Source organism: Alteromonas alvinellae, assembly GCF_902705805.1.
In genome coordinates, this window is the sequence record NZ_CACSIH010000125.1 from 1 (window position 1) to 17,760 (window position 17,760).

Sequence of the window (17,760 nt, forward strand, 5' to 3'; positions counted from 1 at the left end):
ACAAAGGTCAACAGGCCCTAGGGTTTCAAACTTTCTTTACTTTTTTACCATCCTCATTTATCCCCTTTTTGAACTCAGGTCTTATTCTTTTCGTTAAACAACTAAGTTAATAGTTGATTTAGTGGCTTAGGGAATAATTATGAAACATTATGCGGTAAACACAGAAGTAGAATGGGAATGGGGAAACGGTAGTGCAACGGGAAATATCAGAGAAAAATTTACCAATGATGTAGAGCGCACGATTAAGGGTTCGTCGGTTAAACGAGAGGCTAGCGACAGCGACCCAGCCTATCTCATTGAACAGGACGACGGTAGCAAAGTGCTAAAATCTCACAGCGAAATTACGAAGTCGTCTTAATTTGTTGATTAGTAAACCTAAACGAAAAATGCAGCGTTCTTTTTTCACTGATAGCGATGTCGTCAATATAGCAAAGACGCTCATTGGTAACGTCCTGTTTAGTAATGTCGACGGCGTACTAACCGGGGGAACAATAACAGAAACGGAAGCCTACCGTGGTCATCAGGATCTTGCCATGGAAAAACACCTGTTGCGGCGCCCTTCTTCGATATCAACACTTAAAAAGCAAGGCGGCGTTGCTTACATCTACACCATTTATGGTTCTCACAGTATGTTGAATATTGTTACCAATGACGCTGACCACACTGATTCAGTTCTGATCCGAAAAATTAAGCCTACAGAAGGTGTAGACAAAATGCGTGAACGTCGCGGCATGAAGACATCATTGCGTAATCTATGTGACGGTCCACCTAAGCTGACACAAGCTCTTGCAATAACACCTGCGCTTAACGGTGAGCCTGTAGTGAATAACACTTTGATTTGGATTGAGGAAAGTAACCATGCCATTGCTAGCAAACACATCGCTAGTTCGCCTCGCATTGGCATAGACTACGCAAAAGACGCTCAATCCGGTAAGCTAGGTGCACGGGATGACACAACCTTGCCTTGGCGGTTCACGCTTAAGTAGCGCACCTCAATTGAAACTACTTCGCAAAAGCGAAAGTCAGCTTGCAGTCGATGTATTTGAGCAATTTGTTTACCACCCTTGGCACGGCAATATCACCGTTAGCAATTTTTGATTCAACATAAATATCGCAGTCATCATATTGAATTTGCTGGCGAATAACGTAATCGTTGAGTTCGTCAAACAGGCTTTCTTTTAAAGGCACCATGCCAATGAACGCACCTGAACCTTTTTCATCTACAAATTCTTCACGCTTGCTAAAGTAAGCGCCTTCTATTTCTCGCTTTAGCGTATACGCCTGCATGGCATCTAATTTTGTTAAGCGAAAGTGCACGCTAGTTTGGGAGTCTGTCACTGGTTATCTCGGTTTTTCTTGAAGTTTATCTAAATGGCTACTGCTTTATTTCTACTTTCCAAGGCGGGTTCACTCTATTCTCTCCTGCCCAGTACAGCTTTATTTTATTGCCAGATGGATCTTTTAAAACGGCTTCTTTCCAAAGGTAGCGCTGCTGCGTTGGCGGCTGCTCAAAATGAATACCTTTTTCCACAAGTGAGGTATACAGCTCGTCTAGCGCCTCATGTTCGAAATAAATCACACTGTGATTTTGAGCACTTTCGCTTTCTAAAGAGAGCGAAAAAGTAGACGAGCCTTTAGGACACGTAAATCTGGCATAATGCGGTGTATCTACAATTTGAGTAAACCCAAGTGTAAGGTAAAACTCCACCGCTTCGACCATATTGGTCACGGGTAACGTAACTTGATTCAATTCCATGAAGATGTGCTCCTTGTATTTGTATTGTTTGCGCTAGATTTAATCGTCGCGTCCTAGATGAGCGTGAATAGCTATGATTTTACCGTTACACTATCAAAAATAACGTGGCTGCTGTGGCCGCGCCCATTGTAAGGTTAAACTGCCGTCTTCGAGTTGGCGAACTCAACCACACGCGTATTTTTGCGCCTACCGCTGCCCAAAGCGAGATGCTTGGAAAACCAATCACGGCAAAAGCGGTAACAATCGCAATACCAGATTGGGTGTAGTGCTCGCCAGGCAGTGAAAACGTGCCTACGCTGGCTAACGCCATCATCCATGCTTTAGGGTTAATTAACTGAAATAATGCCCCTTCCCACCACTTGAGCGGCCCTTGGCGTTTGGTCGACTTAATTTTGTTTTCTACTAGGCCTACTGGCTCATCTACGGGGCCAGTGGCAATTTTGAACGCTAACCATAACAGATATCCCACGCCAAGCACTTTTAGCACACTGTACAGTACGGGAAATATGTTGAACAGCGCACCAATGCCCAGCAGTGTGCTTATCATTAGACCTGCAACACCAATTACAATACCCAGCATGTGCGGCAGCGAACGTTTATAACCGTATTGTGCCCCAGAAGCCAATAGCATCATATTATTCGGGCCAGGCGTTACCGTACTGATGAATGCGAATGTCGCAAGCGCGATGAGTAAAGATGTTTCCATGACAGTCCTTATGTGTTGAGGTGAGCAATGCGTTTCTTTAAAAGAAAGGGGTCGGTTAACCAAACGCTTGTTTTTCACCAACACAATACAATCATATTTTTGTATGCATCATACCCAAATACACTTAAAAACAGCCATACAGTTTAGTCATTATAACGTCTGTATGGTAGTTATTTCACCAATCTGTATGGTTAAAAGCCCCTGTCAATTAAGATATAGTTATCTGTATGCAGATGACTTCATAAGAATAAATATTGCGATGACGCTTTACGAAACATTAGCCAATGAACTTAAAGCCCAAATCGAGCGTGGTGTTTTTGAGGTGGGGAACAAGTTACCTTCGGTTAGGCAGCTGTCAACGGAGCATAAAGTAAGTATAGCTACCGTGCAGGAAGCATATCGAGTGTTAGAAGCGCAGCAACTGGTAGAGGCAAAACCTAAATCAGGTTATTTTGTCGCCCGTAGTATATTAATAGATAACACCCCTAGCATGACGAAGCCTCCGCAACGCCCTATGGATGTGTCTCAATGGGAAGACGTGCTAGACACTTTGCTGAATACCTTCAATAAAGATCATGACGCTAAAACCCTGTGCCAGTTTCAGCATGCCATGCCCAACATGACTGCCAAAACCCTTAAACCGCTTATAAAACGCCTGCATGAACTCACCAAACATCGAGCCTTGGACGGCATGATATACGGTGACGTAAAAGGTGATGAAACTCTGCGAAAACAGCTAAGCCGATTGGCAGCAGCATCTGGCTGTGTGTTGCAAAGCGACGAATTCATTGTGACTTCTGGCTGCCAGGAAGCCTTATCTGTTTGCCTTCGCGCAGTGGCGAGCGCCGGCGATGTGATAGCGGTAGAATCCCCCGGATTCTATGGTGCTATGCAAGCTATAAAAGGCGCTGAATTAAAAGCATTAGAGATCCCCACCGACTCTGAAACAGGACTGAGTTTAGAGGCATTAAAGCTAGCCCTTGATCAATGGCCGATCAAGGCCATTTTAGTCGCCCCAACGGTAAATAACCCTCAAGGATTCGTTATGCCTGAGGCGAAAAAGAAAGCGTTATATGAATTGGCCAGAGAGTACGATGTAGCCATTATAGAGGACGACATTTACGGCGATATTGCCTACGCCTACCCTCGTCCAAAAACCATTAAATCGTTCGATAAAGATGGGCGCGTTTTACTGTGCTCCTCGTTTTCAAAAACGCTAGCGCCTGGTTTTCGCGTGGGTTGGATAGCGCCGGGAAGCTATAAAAATAAAGTGCTCCACGTTAAATATGTCAGTAGCTCCATGTGTCCTACTCTACCCCAATTAGCTATAGCCAGTTTCATTGAGCAAGGCGGTTATGACAAACATATTCGGGCTATGCGTCACCATTACCTAAGTGCACGAGACGCACTACGTTCAGACATTAAGCGTTACTTTCCCGCCGACACCCGTATTAGCTACCCTCAAGGGGGATATGTACTTTGGGTAGAGCTAAACAGCCGTTATGACTCCGTGACGCTGGCTGACGAAGCCAAGCAAAAAGGAATTTATGTCGCGCCAGGGCAGCTATTTTCGGCAACAGGTAAGTATCGACATTGCCTGCGTTTTAATTTCATTGATAGTACGCAGGCTGCGCGCACCGAAGCTATTCAGCGTCTTGGTGAGATGCTTGTTGCACAAGACGCCTAATTATTTATACAAAAGGCGTAAACCCAAGGGCAGTTGATCCACATCAACGCAGGCTAGCCGTAAGTCCACCAAAATAAAACCATCCAAACTAACCTGTGAAACTTTGTATGCTTACGTTAGTGAATAATACAGATGCGAATGATGACATTGTGCCTGAAGCACACGGACTATACCGTCTGCATTTAAAGCCTAACACGCAAATGGCGATAGAGAACAAGCCCGTTTTCGGTGCGAACATTACCCTGCATAGCAGTGTTTTAAAGCATGATAATTTTGTGGCGACACCAGATAATATATTAGGTTGGCTGGATCACTGCGGTTTGTCACACTTTGCAGTGAAAGCCGAGACCGACAATTCAGAAAGTGAAGACACGTCTGTACTTTTGCCTTCACAGTTTTTAAATGCCGAAGGCGGAATTTTGCGTGTAACTGCCCCCACCCGTATTTATCTAATCAGCAAAACCCCTATTGATATTAACAAACGCGGCCTGTGCCTTTTTACGCCAGTGAAATAACCACACAGAAATGTACTCTGACCCCAAAATTTTTGGGGTCAGAGTACATTTATTTCTATTCAGTCTCTGGGGTGGCGTTTGATGTGCTCTCTAGCTGCAAGCTTATTGCCTCAGAAAGCCCGGAATAACGCTTATCCACCCGTTGAACCATGTGAGTAAATGTTGCGTTGTCAGAAATAATTAAGCAGCCGTCTTTAGCTCGGGTTAACCCTGTGTACACTAGGCCTCGATGAAATAAATTGGCGGCTTTCTCGCTATCAGGCTTAGGTAGAATAAGTACAACATGATTAAACTCAGAGCCCTGAGATTTATGTATGGTCATGGCGTAAACAGTTTCAAACTGCGGTACTCTTGATAGCGATATGCTGCGCAACGCTTGTTTTTGCGCTAGCGTCTTGTCAGCACTGTCTCCCGCATTTGCCGAAGCTTTCTGACTTGAACCGTTTTGACCCGAAGCTTGGCTATCCTGGTAAAACCACGCATATAGCTTTCCTTTGCTGTCAGGCCAGATTACACCAACCTCACCGTTTGATAGTCGCTGAGGATGATGATTCTTGACAATCATAATGGGCTGACCTTGATAGAAATGGCCTTCCCGCTTTCTGATCTTGTGCTTGATAGCATCGAACACCAAATTATTCAGGCCTTCTACGCCCCTTCCGCCCTTGCGGACTGGGGTTAGCCACCTAACCACATTCAGGCGATTAAGCGCTTCTTCGGCACTGCCAGCGTCAAAAATAGGCAAGAAGCTTTCTTTGGCCAACTGTTGTAAATCACGGCCGCTAACCTGGAGTTCTGGCCATAGGTGAACGCCGGATTGTAGTCGCGATGCCGTATTTGAACCAAGACCCGCACTTTCGTTATTGTCGCCAGCCTTATCGGTAATAGCGGCAAGTGCACCGCTTGCATCACCTCGTTGTATGGCCGTTGCAACTTTAGCCACCTGCCCCTTGAAGCGCTGAGGTGCTTGAAGAGTTGCTACATAACTTTTTGCCTGCTCATCAACCGGTAACAAGGGAAGATGCGGGCATAGCGTAGCAATGTGCTGTCTCATTAACGATGGCACGCCACCTAAAGAAAGCGCGTCGTCATGACTGTTAAAACTAAGTGAGCTATGTGTGCTGTTTGTGCCATTTGACACATTCGCGTTTTCGTCAAAACTTGCTGTCCCGGTACTAACTAGCTGCTCTAACACGTTGCCAAGCTCAACCGCAGGAAGCTGATCTGCATCACCGATAAAATAGAGCCGTGCATGGTCTGGCAATGCTCGTACTATACGTGTCATTAGCGCTAAGTCGACCATACTTGCTTCATCGACAATGAGTACATCTGCTGCCAATTGGTTGTGCTGATTGAACTTAGTCGATACACCGTGCTCGCGCAATCCTAGTAATCTATGTAGCGTCACAGCATCGGTAGGCACGTTGTTAAGCACTGCGTCGTCCAACTTGCCGCGAAGCCCGTCTATGCTGTTCATGATAGATTCGGTCATACGCTGTTGCGCTTTACCTGTAGGGGCCGCCAGCACAATTTTTAAGTTTTCATCGCAAGCCTGTAATGCCAATAATAAACGCAATACGGTATAGGTTTTACCTGTTCCTGGCCCACCGTTTATAACGCAAAAGCGTTGCATCAGGCTTTTCGCCACCGCTATTTGCTGCCAGTCTTGCTGATCGGTTGTTTCGGTAGGAAAGATAGCGGGCCAAAGTTGCTTTACTTTTTCGCTAGCTTCATCACTTAAGGGCGTAAGCGCAGCTCGTTTTACAACATTGCGCGCTACTTCTTGTTCAAATTCATAATAGCGACGGCTGTACAGCTTGCCGTTGCTATAGACAAACAGTTGAGCCACCTGCTCGTTACTCAGCGCGCTTTTTACAATTCTAAGTAACGGCGTTAGTTGTGGCACGTCAACACCTGCTTTGGGCGCTTCTTCCTGCTCGGTTTGTTCAACCAGCGTCAGTGAAGCAGCGGCCGCCCCGTTACTGCTATGCTCATTCGTTTCAACCGCCAAGGCTGCCTCTTGTTCTGCGACTACCTCTTTAAAAAGCGTCGTACCCGCTATGTCTTTAAGATAGATACAGCTGTGGCCATTGCGCTGCATATACGACAAGTATGCTAAGATCCCAGCCCAAATAAACTGTTCTTCTTGCTCCAGTTCATCAATAAAGCCAAATTCTTTTGCGACAAATTTGTCGATCGCCTCGATGCCAAACAAGTTATCAAAAAATGACGGTACAGAGTGTTGATTGCTTTTCATTATTTTCCTTTGCTTTAGCCTCTATGATGTTGACTACTCGTCATCGAAACTAAACTGCTGCTGACCCAAAGACGTTTGTTCCAAAGGCTGGCGAGAGCTGTCTGCATTCGAAGAACCATCGCCTTGCTGGGCATCGTCTCTGCTCGCAAATATCCCGTCTAATCGGTTGAGTACAGACGATGGAATATCAGTGTAAAACACCCCTTCTCCGCGCTCGTTTTCTGGGTGCATGCCGCGTAAATACAGGTAATACACCCCACCGAAATGCACATCTGGGTCGTAGTTGGGCAGCGTATTCTTTAAATAGCGATGTAGCGCCAGGCAGTAAATTAAGTACTGAAGGTCGTAAAGGTGATGCTGGTTATTATGAAACAGTGCTGTTGGCGTGTAGCTATCTAGGGTATCGCCAAGCCAAGTCGATTTGTAGTCTGCCACATAAAACTGACCGTCATGTTCAAAAATCAAGTCAATAAACCCGTGCATCATTCCCTGTAATTTAGCTGTGATTAATTGAGGCGCAGTTTCCACCTCGCCACCAATAATGTCAGCCACGTTTTGCCTATGGGTAGCGAGTACTTCACGAAGCTGAGCCCATTGCGTGTCGTTCATTGGAAAATAGAATTCTGCTTCGCGCAGGGTTTGCGCTAAGGGCAAATCACTCATACTCAGCTGCATATTCGGATAAAGCGGTGTTTGCAGTGTTTCCTCTAGCCACTCATACAGTAGCGGCGTACGCTTTTCATCTAACCCAAACCGGTTAACCAGTTCTTTGCCCGTTTCTTCCCATTCAGGCGCACTAAAGTCACTGTGCTCTAGAATATCGTGAAGTAAATTACCTGCACTCGCGCCTTTCTCAAGAGTAAAACGCAAGTCATGTTTACTTACCGTACTTTCAATACCTTCGGAGAGATTGATGTCTGCATCAATTGAACCCACCTCACCCATAAGGGGGTCGCTTGCATACACTTCTTCATCTCGAATGGTTTGAAGTACGGACACACTAGGAAGGGTTTGACCCAAGGGCTCTGTTGTTGCGCCGGACTCTGCTGCTTTGCCTGTTTCAACGCTTTGGTTAGCACCAACCGTGGTTAAACGGCTCATGGCTGAGAATGAATACAGTCGCCATTCTTCGCTTGCCGTGCCGGTAAATTGCAACGCGGTAAGCTGAGGAAGCTCATCTTCTTGTTCAAAGCCGGTATACACTTCCTCAAACTCATCGCCATCGATATGGCTGGCATGGGACGCATCTTCTTCAGCAACACGGTTTAACACACTTGACCAATCGTTGTTGCTGCCATCGCCACTTACACCAAGTGCTCGTGCTAATGCGCTTCTTTCGTTGTTAGTTAGCGGTACAACACCCATGTAACAACGATGGGCAGCTCGTGTTACCGCCACATAGGCCAGTCGCATGTCTTCCGCTTCGCTCTCGCTTTGAACGCGAGCTATGGCCTGTGGCGTCTGCCCCAGTTGCATTTGTAAATCTTGTTTTTCTTCGTCGTAATAGGTAAATATCTGCGACGTAGTATTGCCGTTTTTAGCGGCGTCTTTATAGCCGGTGGCAAAAGGAACAAACACGATGGGGTACTCTAGCCCTTTCGAGCCGTGTTGAGTAATAAGTCGAATAAGTTGGCTGTCACTTTCAAGACGCAAAGTAAGCTCTTCATCGCTTTCAGGCTTATGAATTTGCTTATTCAACCAGTCGAGTAGCTGCTCTGGGCGCTGGTGAGTAGTGCTGGCTTTTTCCAGCACTTCGGCCAAATGCTGATAGTTAGTAAGGGCGCGTTCCACGCTGTCAGCATGAGGTTGATAGCTATCTTGCATTAAATACAGCAGCACACTCATGCACCCTTTTTGCAGCCACATATCTCGCAGCGACAATACCTTGTCGATAGCCGCATCCCACTGCGCGTCATCTTCATGGTACAGCAGTTCAATGAGTGTTTGGGCACTATACCCCCAAAGCGGTGACGCCAAGCTCGACGCCACTTTACTGGTGTCGTTGGCATGCCAAATACCGTTAAGTAACCGCAGTACATCTTTGGCTTCGGCACTGGCAAATAAGTTACTGCGATCGCTTAAATAAACGCACGCCAAGCCTTTTTGCTGCAGTACACTTTTGATAGCACCAGCTTCAGTCCTGTCTTTCACTAAGATAGCGATATCCTGAGGCTTCACCGGCGCGGTGCCACCATTGGCGATTTGAAAGTGCGCTTCGTACAATAAGCGGTAAATCTCTTGCGCAATCCACTGAGCCATTTTGCGACGCATAATGTGGGCGTTTTCTTTGTCTTCCAAACACATGCTAACGTAGTTCATTGCGCTGCGTTTCGTTACAGCACTTTTCATTACACCGCTCTTCATTAAACTATTTTGTTCGGCAGGGTCAATAAGTGGCGTTTTTGCCGCGGCCGCTTTAGGCGTAAATTCCACAGGGTTGTATTTGATGTCAAATCCAAACACGTCGGTGGGTTTATTTGATGCCACAGGCGCACCATAAAATAACCGATTATAGGCCTTAACCATTCCCTCTACCGAGCGCCAGTTGGTATTCATCACCCAGCGGTAATCAGCCTGCCTACCCGCCTTTAAATAGGTAAAAATATCGCCACCGCGAAAACGATAAATCGCCTGCTTGGGGTCACCTATCATTAATAACGCACTTTCGTTAGCATTCTCAAGATTAGGATAAACTGCGTCTAAAATCGCGTACTGCTTTGCATCGGTATCTTGAAATTCGTCAATAAGCGCTACGGGAAATTTTTTGCGAAGCTCAGGCACTAGGGTATTGTTCGGCTTCACCACTTCGTCGGCGAGCATGCGAATAAGATCGTCAAAGTCGATAACGCCAAGCTGCTTTTTCTGCTTTTCAACGCGGGATTTGATGAATGCAATGGCTTCAACCACCAGCTTGAATACAGGCACCTTACCAAGCGCTTTGTCTTTCTCACCAAATGCTTTTTTAAGCGCCCCTGCAAAATCTTTTATAGGCGTTAAGATCTCTTTTACGCCAGATGAATTTCGCGCATATCGGTTACCTTTAACAAAGGCTTCCGCTTCGGGCGGCGGAAGATAATAACTTTGTTCATCTACGCAAGAACGCAACCAAGCTTTAAGTGCAGCCAACTCCTGCGGCCGCTCTTTTTTATGGGCCGGTGTTTTGATGAGCTGTTCTACCAATAGCCCTTCATTGTCTTCTACGCTTTGAAGTAGAGACTTCACGTAGGCTAAAGACGTGTGCGGCACTTCATCTAGCTGCTTTTTACACGCCGCCTCAATATCTTCTTCACTAAGCAATATTGGGGTCAGAGTACTTTTAATGCTGGCGTTAAACTCTCGCAGCAGTTTTTCTGGTGTATGCCAGCCTGACTCTGCCAGTAGCCTAAACTCGTCCTCACTTTTGCTAATTTTTCGAATGAAGTCTTCGGCAGCTTCAAGGTACAAGTCGCTGGTGTCATTGCCCAAGTTAAGCGACATGGCAAAGCCGCTGTTAAACGCTAACTGGGTAATAACATGCTGACAAAAGCCGTGAATAGTAAACACCGAGGCTTCGTCAAGTTCGAGCTGCGCCGCTTTTAAAAGGGCCAGACTCTCGTCAATATCACAGCTATTGAATAAATACTGATAAACCGGGTCACAGCCACTGTCTATTTCATTGCCGTTATCTTTGGCTTGCTGCCAAATAAGTAGAGCTTCTCTTAGTGTTGCCGCAATACGCCCCTTTATTTCTTCGGTCGCGGCTTTGGTGAAAGTCATCACCAATATTTCTTTGACGGTGAGCTTTTTTTCAAGCAATAGACGCAGATACAAGCGCGTAATATTAAAGGTTTTACCTGTGCCGGCGCTGGCCTCAATAAGATGGCGCCCTTTTAACGGCACAGCGACTACATCGAGTAGTTGCGCTTCAGTGCCACTGTGGTCGTCGGTTTGCAGCTTAGCTTGCTCGTCTAGAGGGTTGTCAGAGGATGTAGGGTTGTAACTCATAGCTTCTCCTCCTGGGACGCATTGTTGACCATGGCGAGTAGCACAAAAGCACTTAAATGCGGTACATCACTCCAACTCACACCCTGAGGAAACAGCCAATGTAAGTAAGGGTTGCTTGCCATATCGGCGCTGAATTGCCCGCTACTTTGTTGCCAGTCGGTTAATGCTCGTTGTAACTCTATCGTGTCAAAAAGTGCAGCGGCTTGATCCAATACCTGTTTCGCTTTTTCGTGCTTTTCACTTGTCGCTTCGCTAGCTACAGCGTTCTCTTTATCAGTGAACGGACATATCTCGTCAATTGCCTGTTGAACTTGGCGAAGTATCGCTTTGTCGGTTTCACTAGTCCCGTCCGCACTCTCTAGCAGCGCATGCAGAATGTCGGTAAACATATCAGGCTTTATGCTTTCCACTACTGGCTTGGTGTCTGAATTTCTGGTTCCGGGCATAAACGTACCGAACAAACTTAAATGAATAGGTGTCGGCGCTGTATAAACTGCCATATAAAGCTGTTCAATAAATAAAAGTAATCGCACAGCAGTTTCCCTGTCATAAGCAGGAAAACGCTGCTTTTTCAAAATGGTTTCACCTTTTTCCAAAGTGCACGAATAGATATCTAGCGGATAGTTGCTGTAGCTGGTTGCCTCATCGCTACTTGAAAAAACTAATTGGGAGATGAAGAAACCCAAGGCGCGGTGTGCGTCAATTTTGCCAGCACAAAGCTCCACTAGCGTATCACTGCCTAATAAAGCCGATGAAGTAAAGGTGATGTACTTGCCTTGAAAGTGTGCTTTTTTAGGTTCTGCGTCAGGAGGCCCCATGGCCTGACTTAATGCCAACGCCCCTTCTTTCCACATGTCAACTTCATCTCTGGCAACGGGGTTATTGGGAATATCCCCTCTAAGCGACGCAAACGTGATGACTTTTTCACTATATGACAGCTGGGTAACATCATCTTTCTCTGGCGCAATGCGCTCCGCAGATGAAAAGATAGCGTCGAGCACCTGATAACGCAGCAGCGCATTGGTTTCAAACGGCTCGCTATTTTCAAGTAGTGTAAACGATTGAGACAGATTCACGCCCAGCCGTTGGACAGAGAAATACTCCAGCGGATCTTTGAAAGCTCTCGCAATTTGAATACCTGATAAACGAAGCGATTGCGTTGATAGTGCATCAGGTGATGGTGCTAACGTTGCCGTATCCGCATCATTGGCAGATTCATTATCTGCTTCATCAGTATTTAATTTCGTTTTTTGTAACGCGTCAGCTAACCGTAACCACCCTGTTTCGTAGCTCGGCAAGGTTCCCGTAAAGCCTTCTTCACTGAACGGGTGTAGCGGCGCATTAACGCTGTACTTTGATAAATCCAGTGCGTAGCTGTTTGCTAACATATCCATGAACTCAGCCAATACCAGACTGGGTTGCCGCTCACTATTATTAGTAACGTCGTTTCCTTGGTAGCTTAGATATAAGCTCTCTCTGGTGGAAATAATGGCTTCGAGGAATAAATATCTGTCCTCCAAACGTCGTGAGCGGTCACCAATCTGGCGGCCAGCGCCCGCCATTAAGTCGAGGCCTAGCGGGCTTGATTTTCTGGGGAATTCACTGTCGTTCAGCCCCAAAATACACACTTTTTTAAACGGAATGCTTCGCATTGGCAGCATAGAACACACCGTAACCTGACCGGTCATAAAGTGGTTACCCGCATCTGGCGACGAGAATCGATTGAGTAGCAGGTCGCGAACCTGACGAAGGGTGAGTTCGTGTTCATAACCTGCCTCTTCGCATCGTGCAGCAAGATCGGCAGCAACTTTGGCAATAAGATCCCAACTTTGCTGCTGCTCTTTTATCGGCATAAAACACGCATCTCTAAGCGATATTAAGGCTTTAGACCACTGCGCGGCCGTCCTAGGGGCTGTTAATACTTGGGCAAACTCACCCAACAGCGCCACAACGTCAATAAGCTTGCCTAGCGTAAGCGCACTTTGTCCCTCAACGTCGGGAATAGTAAGTAAGTCACTCACAATGACTTCACTATCTGGTGCCAGCATACCCATAAGTAATCGACGTATTCCCCACCACCAGCTGTAAGTGTCGTCTAGATCAACACCTTCTGAAACGGCCGTTTTATGGGCGCTATTAAGACCCCAATGAATATGAGCTTGTTTTAGCCAAACCACCATTTGCTCGATATCATCTTGTGACACTGAGAAACGCTTTTGCACTGAATCTAACTGCAAATAATCCATAATGTCCGACACACCAAAACGGCTATCGGGCAGCTGTAACAGCGCCATAAATGCCGCAATCAACGGCTCTGCATCCATTGGGCTTCTATCTGCAATGGTACACGGAAGCCTAACCTGCCCACTGCCAGCCAAAGCCTTTGTGCCTACTCTGTGAAATACAGCATCAACAAATGGCACGTAGTTTTCGATGGCGGGGCACATCACAAGAATATCTGATGGGGTGCGCGTTTTATCTTGAGATAACCAGTGTAACAAGTGGTCGTGCAATACCTGCACTTCGCGAAGTGCGGAATGGGTGCACATGATAGTAACGCTATCGTCTTTTTCTCTTAAATCATGAGTAAGTGGCTTCGGTTGAGCGGCTTGCAATATATCGTTGTGAATATATTCGAGTAGACCATAACGGTGAACGTTCTCACCACTGTTAGAAGCCTCTTCAAAATCCGGTGAATCAAACGCACTAATCTCAAAGGTATCTAGCTCAGTAAGTAAGTTGAATAGCTCTCTGCCCTGTTTACCTAAGTTGCCAAGCAGCGGGTTTGACTGATCGTCTTCCATCCATTTTTTGAGCCCTTCTAAACGTAATAGCTTCGCCTGTTCGCTACTGCTTTTCGCTTCCCCCCAATAATTAACGCTGGGGTTTAGGTGAAATATATGAATATCAATGTGCTGCGCGAGGGCGTCAAAAAACGCGATAAGCTGCGGGGCCATGGTGTTAATAGCAAACACTATCACACGACTAGGCAATTTGTTCGTTGGCTCATTCGGTAAATGACCAGCTTCTAACGCCTCTAAGGTCATTTGGTGCAAACGTGCAGGATGCAGCGGTTGCTCTTTGACCAATATGCGCCAAATTTCGCTTTGCCATATCTCCATGTCATCAAATACAGCGCGTTCGTTAGCTTCCCATTTAAATAACCAGTCTGGGCGGTACAACAAGTATTGCTCGTACACGTCGGCCAGAGCGGTAGCTAGCTGAAGGCGCTGTAACCCCTGCTCTTGTTCACTACCGGCGCTTTGCCAATACCGGTTAACTTGCTCGAAAGCTTCTGTGCTCATTAGCGAGCTATCTTGGAGAATATTGTCGATACGCCATGTCAGTACTTCACGACGATAGGGAGATTGCTTGGGTACTTTGTCTTGTCCTAATACAGTACGTGCTGTATTCCACATAAAGCGCACCGGTAGAGGATAATCAATATTCATTGCCACGCCGTGTTCTGTGGCAAGCTGCATGCTGACCCAGTGCTGCATTCCCGGGCTTTCAACCAAGATGGTTTCTGGCGTAAATACGCCCATGGGCTGCTGACGTAAAAGCGTGGTGAGAAGAAAACTTAAGTGTTCTAATTTATTAGAGGGATATAGCGCAAGCAATCGAAAAATCCTTTGTAGAACGTGCTTTTTAGATACTGTGCAAAGACTGTACAGGTATCGTCGACCTTATAATTTAGTGTATCGCATTGGGCTCAGTAGTTAAGTTATTTCTCCAAAATTTAGATGAGCAAATGTCTTATGAAAATTAAACAAATACTGGGGGCATGGCGAAATCAATACCCGGAGAGTTCTAAGCAAAGTGATAGAGGGATCTGGCGCAGTAAATGAGTACAAAGAAGCGTGTGGGCGATTTTCAGACAAAAAAAACCCACACAGACCTCAGGACACGAAAAATCTGTATGGGTAAGGTTTACGGTCTACTCAGTAACAACGTGAATAAGCGTTGCCTGGCACTCATTCACGTTAGCGCTACTGAGCAGCACTGTTAACGCTTTATGTTTAGCAGGTTGAATGCCAACTTTTTAATCATTAAGTATCAACAACTTACACGAAACGAGAAAACATGACCAATACGTCATAGTTTTACCATGGTGCAAGTGCACCACAAGCAAGCAGACATTAAAGAAAGCGCTTTACTCTCGCCATCCTAAATTTAGCAGTTTCTCCCGGAGAGTCATTCAAGTACAATTTCGCCTTTATAAAATGCAACACAATTTCACGGTCAGGAGCAACAATGTTAACCGCGCAACAACTCGCCACTATGCTTTCTCTTCAGGATAAAATGAACGCCAAAGTAAACCCAGACTGGCTAAATGCTGGTTACGGATACTTACGTGCAGCAATGGTAGAGTCAGTTGAAGCGATTGAGCATCACGGCTGGAAATGGTGGAAAGCACAGCAAAAAGACTTGCCACAGCTTCAGATGGAATTGGTGGATATCTGGCACTTTGCACTAAGTGCCTGCATTATTGAATATAAAGGCGATATCGCTGAATCTGCAAAAAGTATTGCTTCTGAATTAGCAAGTGGCAAAACGCTAGTAACCTTCGATGGAAAGGACTACGACGCGTCAAATCTGACCCTTCTTGATAATTTAGAGCTCATGACGGGCCTTTGCGCCGCCAAACGCTTTAGCGTGCCACTATTCATGTACATCGTAAGCCAGTGTGAAATGTCAGCTGACGAACTGTATCGTCAGTACGTAGGTAAAAATGTGCTCAATTTTTTCCGCCAAGATAATGGCTATAAAGAAGGCACTTACGTAAAAGTGTGGGAAGGTCGTGAAGACAACGAGCACCTGGTAGAAGTAATGGATGCCCTAGATTTAACGAAGCCAGAGTTTAGCGACTTAGTATATGAAGGGTTACGCTCTCGCTACCCATCTTAAATCGACCATTGCGTTTCGTTTGACGCGATTTAGCGCCGCTGTAGTGCTTATAGCCCAACACAGTTTCAATGCTTATTGCGCCTCCTGCTCATAACAAAAAGCTCTGTCATGGACAGAGCTTTTTCAATTATTACCAAAGCAAAAGACTCAACGAGGATTTTACGCGTCAACCCAAACTAATTTGTCGCGATAGCTACCTTGGATAATATCAACAAAGCGGTCTTCTAAAACATGACGCTTTACTTTGAGCGTCGGAGTCAGCAAGTCGTTTTCGATGCTCCATTCGTTTTTCATAATGATAACGCGATCCATAACTTGATGGCTTTCCAGTTTTGCGTTGATAGCTTCGAATGTTTTCTTAAGGCTTGCTTCAATGCCCGCTTTGTCTTTTTTCTGCGCTTCTTCACTAAGCACTAGCAAAGCCACAGGTTGAGGCAAATTAGTCCCCGTTACACACACTTGCTCAACAATAGGGTTTTCCATGAATTTTGCTTCAATCGGCGCTGGCGTAACATACTTACCCTTCGCGGTTTTAAAGATGTCTTTTAAACGACCAGTAATTTTAACGTAGCCATCAGCATCAATGACCCCTTTATCGCCAGTGCGCAGATAACCATCCTCAGTAAAGACTTCAGCCGTTTTTTGTGGTTCCAAGTAGTATTCCAGCATGTTGCACGGCGACTTAACTTGAATCTCACCTTCTTCTGACGTGCGAATGTCTACGCCGTCGTATGGCTTGCCGATACAGCCGATTTTATCATGACGGAAAGGTACACTGCCGGTGCCATAGGCACTGTTCTCGGTCATTCCCCATCCCTCAGAAATGTAGATACCAATTTTCGCGAACCATTCAATGACTGCTGGTGCAAGTGGCGCCGAACCACTTGCCCACAAACGTGCGTTATTAATGCCCAAGCCATCGCGAATTTTCTTCGCAACAATTTTGTTCAAAATTGGAATTTTAAGCAGCGTATCCAGTTTCTTCTGCGGCATTTTCGCTAACACGCCCATCTGGAACTTTGTCCATAAACGCGGTACCGAAATAAATAGCGTTGGCTGACAGTGACCTACATCCCGTTGGAAGGTAGTTAAATCTTCTACAAAGTGAATTTTGCCACCACTGTAGTAGCTTGAAAGCTCGACCAGTACACGCTCTGTAATATGCGCAAGAGGTAAGTAGCTCATTGTGCGATCGTTTTGGTTAATACCCAATTGATCGAGTGAGCGACGCGCTGCCCAACAAGCCGTATTGTAACTGTGCACCACCCCTTTAGGCTGACCGGTACTGCCAGACGTATAAATGATCGTCATCAAATCATCCATATCAGGTACAGGCGAGTCTGTTATGGGCGCGATATCCATAAATTCTTTCCACTGCTGTTTCGTAGCAATGTTTGGGTAAGGAAATGCAACCGTTAAATATTCTGAAGGAATAGAGGCAACTTGTTCCGCAGTATTATCTAGTTTTCCAACGAACAATAGCTGTACGTCAGCATGCTTCAATACATACTGGACCGTGTCTGGACCGGCTGTTGAGAAAATAGGTACCGACACGTGACCTGCCATCATAATGCCCAGATCAGCGATAAACCACTCAGCACAGTTTTTTGAAAAGATACCTATACGGCTGCCTTGCGGGAAATCGAATTCACGTAACCGTGCTGCCACTTTTCTGGCTTGTTCGGCGACTTGTTTCCATGTGTAGTCGTGATATTCACCGTTAATAGGCTGCGTAAGAAATACGTCGTTCCCACGGCTTTGTTCCCAGTGGTACAACATACTTAATGGCGATGTTATTACTTCCGTGGTATTTGCGTTTGCTGTCATGTCTAGCGGCATAAGTCACTCATATGTTGTTATAATGTAGCTCATTTTTACAATGATTTCACAGACTTCTAATAAGCCCTATTTTTTATTGAAAAACAAGCTTTTTAAACAAGCGTTTAC

General features: G+C 45.8%; 12 protein-coding genes. 5 read left to right on the plus strand and 7 right to left on the minus strand.

The window, feature by feature from the left end:
* The first annotated feature begins 139 nt into the window (after positions 1 to 139).
* Both ACX5KA_RS09270 and ACX5KA_RS09275 read left to right on the plus strand, forming a co-directional pair.
* Positions 140 to 358: a hypervirulence associated TUDOR domain-containing protein gene (locus ACX5KA_RS09270; protein WP_014949794.1), complete on the plus strand. Its 219-nt coding sequence runs from the start codon at positions 140 to 142 to the stop codon at positions 356 to 358.
* Between the two features lie 28 nt (positions 359 to 386).
* The gene (locus ACX5KA_RS09275) at positions 387 to 986 is read left to right on the plus strand and encodes a DNA-3-methyladenine glycosylase (protein ID WP_458730955.1); all 600 of its coding nucleotides are present in this window, start codon (positions 387 to 389) and stop codon (positions 984 to 986) included.
* Between the two features lie 16 nt (positions 987 to 1,002).
* Here the strand turns inward: ACX5KA_RS09275 and ACX5KA_RS09280 are convergent, their stop codons facing one another.
* From ACX5KA_RS09280 to ACX5KA_RS09290, 3 genes are all read right to left on the minus strand, one after another.
* Complete coding sequence (locus tag ACX5KA_RS09280) at positions 1,003 to 1,338, minus strand: hypothetical protein (RefSeq protein ID WP_014979563.1); 336 nt, start codon at positions 1,336 to 1,338, stop codon at positions 1,003 to 1,005.
* A gap of 37 nt (positions 1,339 to 1,375) precedes the next feature.
* Positions 1,376 to 1,756, minus strand: a complete 381-nt coding sequence (locus ACX5KA_RS09285) for a VOC family protein (protein WP_458730956.1) — start codon at positions 1,754 to 1,756, stop codon at positions 1,376 to 1,378.
* A gap of 85 nt (positions 1,757 to 1,841) precedes the next feature.
* Entirely contained in the window at positions 1,842 to 2,462 is a 621-nt protein-coding gene (locus ACX5KA_RS09290; protein ID WP_061486024.1) for a LysE family translocator, read from the minus strand.
* Between the two features lie 259 nt (positions 2,463 to 2,721).
* On the opposite strand from ACX5KA_RS09290, the gene ACX5KA_RS09295 reads away from it, so the two are divergent.
* Positions 2,722 to 4,149: an aminotransferase-like domain-containing protein gene (locus ACX5KA_RS09295; protein WP_458730957.1), complete on the plus strand. Its 1,428-nt coding sequence runs from the start codon at positions 2,722 to 2,724 to the stop codon at positions 4,147 to 4,149.
* A gap of 107 nt (positions 4,150 to 4,256) precedes the next feature.
* Positions 4,257 to 4,664, plus strand: coding sequence for a hypothetical protein (locus ACX5KA_RS09300; RefSeq protein ID WP_039216512.1), 408 nt, complete (start codon positions 4,257 to 4,259; stop codon positions 4,662 to 4,664).
* Between the two features lie 55 nt (positions 4,665 to 4,719).
* On the opposite strand, the gene recD is transcribed toward ACX5KA_RS09300, so the two are convergent.
* Genes recD through recC form a run of 3 tightly spaced genes read right to left on the minus strand, consistent with a single transcriptional unit; the run spans position 4,720 to position 14,525 of the window.
* Positions 4,720 to 6,921 (minus strand): exodeoxyribonuclease V subunit alpha, encoded by a 2,202-nt coding sequence (gene recD, locus ACX5KA_RS09305; RefSeq protein WP_458730958.1) that lies wholly within the window; start codon positions 6,919 to 6,921, stop codon positions 4,720 to 4,722.
* Between the two features lie 33 nt (positions 6,922 to 6,954).
* Complete coding sequence (recB, locus tag ACX5KA_RS09310) at positions 6,955 to 10,905, minus strand: exodeoxyribonuclease V subunit beta (RefSeq protein ID WP_458730959.1); 3,951 nt, start codon at positions 10,903 to 10,905, stop codon at positions 6,955 to 6,957.
* Entirely contained in the window at positions 10,902 to 14,525 is a 3,624-nt protein-coding gene (gene recC, locus ACX5KA_RS09315) for an exodeoxyribonuclease V subunit gamma (RefSeq protein WP_458730960.1), read from the minus strand. The genes recB and recC overlap by 4 nt, the downstream gene beginning before the upstream one ends.
* A 634-nt stretch (positions 14,526 to 15,159) precedes the next feature.
* Between recC and ACX5KA_RS09320 the strand changes: the two genes are divergently transcribed.
* Positions 15,160 to 15,813, plus strand: coding sequence for a dUTP diphosphatase (locus ACX5KA_RS09320; RefSeq protein WP_342287888.1), 654 nt, complete (start codon positions 15,160 to 15,162; stop codon positions 15,811 to 15,813).
* A gap of 159 nt (positions 15,814 to 15,972) precedes the next feature.
* On the opposite strand, the gene ACX5KA_RS09325 is transcribed toward ACX5KA_RS09320, so the two are convergent.
* Positions 15,973 to 17,652, minus strand: coding sequence for an AMP-binding protein (locus tag ACX5KA_RS09325; protein ID WP_049587639.1), 1,680 nt, complete (start codon positions 17,650 to 17,652; stop codon positions 15,973 to 15,975).
* Between the last annotated feature and the right edge of the window lie 108 nt (positions 17,653 to 17,760).

Bases quoted from the DNA above. Each gene is read 5' to 3' on its own strand.
- ACX5KA_RS09270 (WP_014949794.1), top strand. From the start codon at position 140: ATGAAACATTATGCGGTAAACACAGAAGTAGAATGGGAATGGGGAAAC.
- ACX5KA_RS09275 (WP_458730955.1), top strand. From the start codon at position 387: ATGCAGCGTTCTTTTTTCACTGATAGCGATGTCGTCAATATAGCAAAG.
- ACX5KA_RS09285 (WP_458730956.1), bottom strand. From the start codon at position 1,756: ATGGAATTGAATCAAGTTACGTTACCCGTGACCAATATGGTCGAAGCG.
- ACX5KA_RS09290 (WP_061486024.1), bottom strand. From the start codon at position 2,462: ATGGAAACATCTTTACTCATCGCGCTTGCGACATTCGCATTCATCAGT.
- ACX5KA_RS09295 (WP_458730957.1), top strand. From the start codon at position 2,722: ATGACGCTTTACGAAACATTAGCCAATGAACTTAAAGCCCAAATCGAG.
- ACX5KA_RS09300 (WP_039216512.1), top strand. From the start codon at position 4,257: ATGCTTACGTTAGTGAATAATACAGATGCGAATGATGACATTGTGCCT.
- recD (WP_458730958.1), bottom strand. From the start codon at position 6,921: ATGAAAAGCAATCAACACTCTGTACCGTCATTTTTTGATAACTTGTTT.
- recB (WP_458730959.1), bottom strand. From the start codon at position 10,905: ATGAGTTACAACCCTACATCCTCTGACAACCCTCTAGACGAGCAAGCT.
- ACX5KA_RS09320 (WP_342287888.1), top strand. From the start codon at position 15,160: ATGTTAACCGCGCAACAACTCGCCACTATGCTTTCTCTTCAGGATAAA.
- ACX5KA_RS09325 (WP_049587639.1), bottom strand. From the start codon at position 17,652: ATGCCGCTAGACATGACAGCAAACGCAAATACCACGGAAGTAATAACA.